This is a genomic window from Streptomyces sp. GbtcB7 (assembly GCF_019091445.1).
In the GTDB taxonomy this organism is placed as follows: domain Bacteria; phylum Actinomycetota; class Actinomycetes; order Streptomycetales; family Streptomycetaceae; genus Streptomyces; species Streptomyces mirabilis.
In genome coordinates this window covers 1-237 of the sequence record NZ_JAGXJM010000615.1, presented here as the reverse complement: position 1 = coordinate 237, position 237 = coordinate 1, and the positions used below count along the sequence as shown (strand labels likewise).

The window sequence follows — 237 nt, the reverse complement described above, 5'->3', positions numbered from 1 at the left end:
CCCCCGTACAGGCCCCTGGCCCGCCCCGACAACGCGGAGGTCACCGGGCAGGACGAGAAGGGCAACCCGATCAAGGTGCGTGGCCCCGGCTACTTCGCGCGCTGCCACCAGCACGAGACCGACCACCTGTACGGCTACCTCTACATGGACCCGCTCTCCAAGCCCGAGCGCAAGGAATCCCTGCGGCAGATGGCAGAGAACGAGCCCCGCTACCCCATCGTCGCGAATGACTGAGTC

Annotated in this window: 1 protein-coding gene; it reads left to right on the top strand. The window is 67.5% G+C overall.

Features of this window, described 5'->3' with window-relative positions:
- Positions 1 to 234, top strand: a 234-nt coding sequence (locus tag KVT44_RS57005) for a peptide deformylase (protein WP_217577177.1), incomplete at its 5' end; no start/stop codon positions are given.
- Positions 235 to 237: the final 3 nt, after the last annotated feature.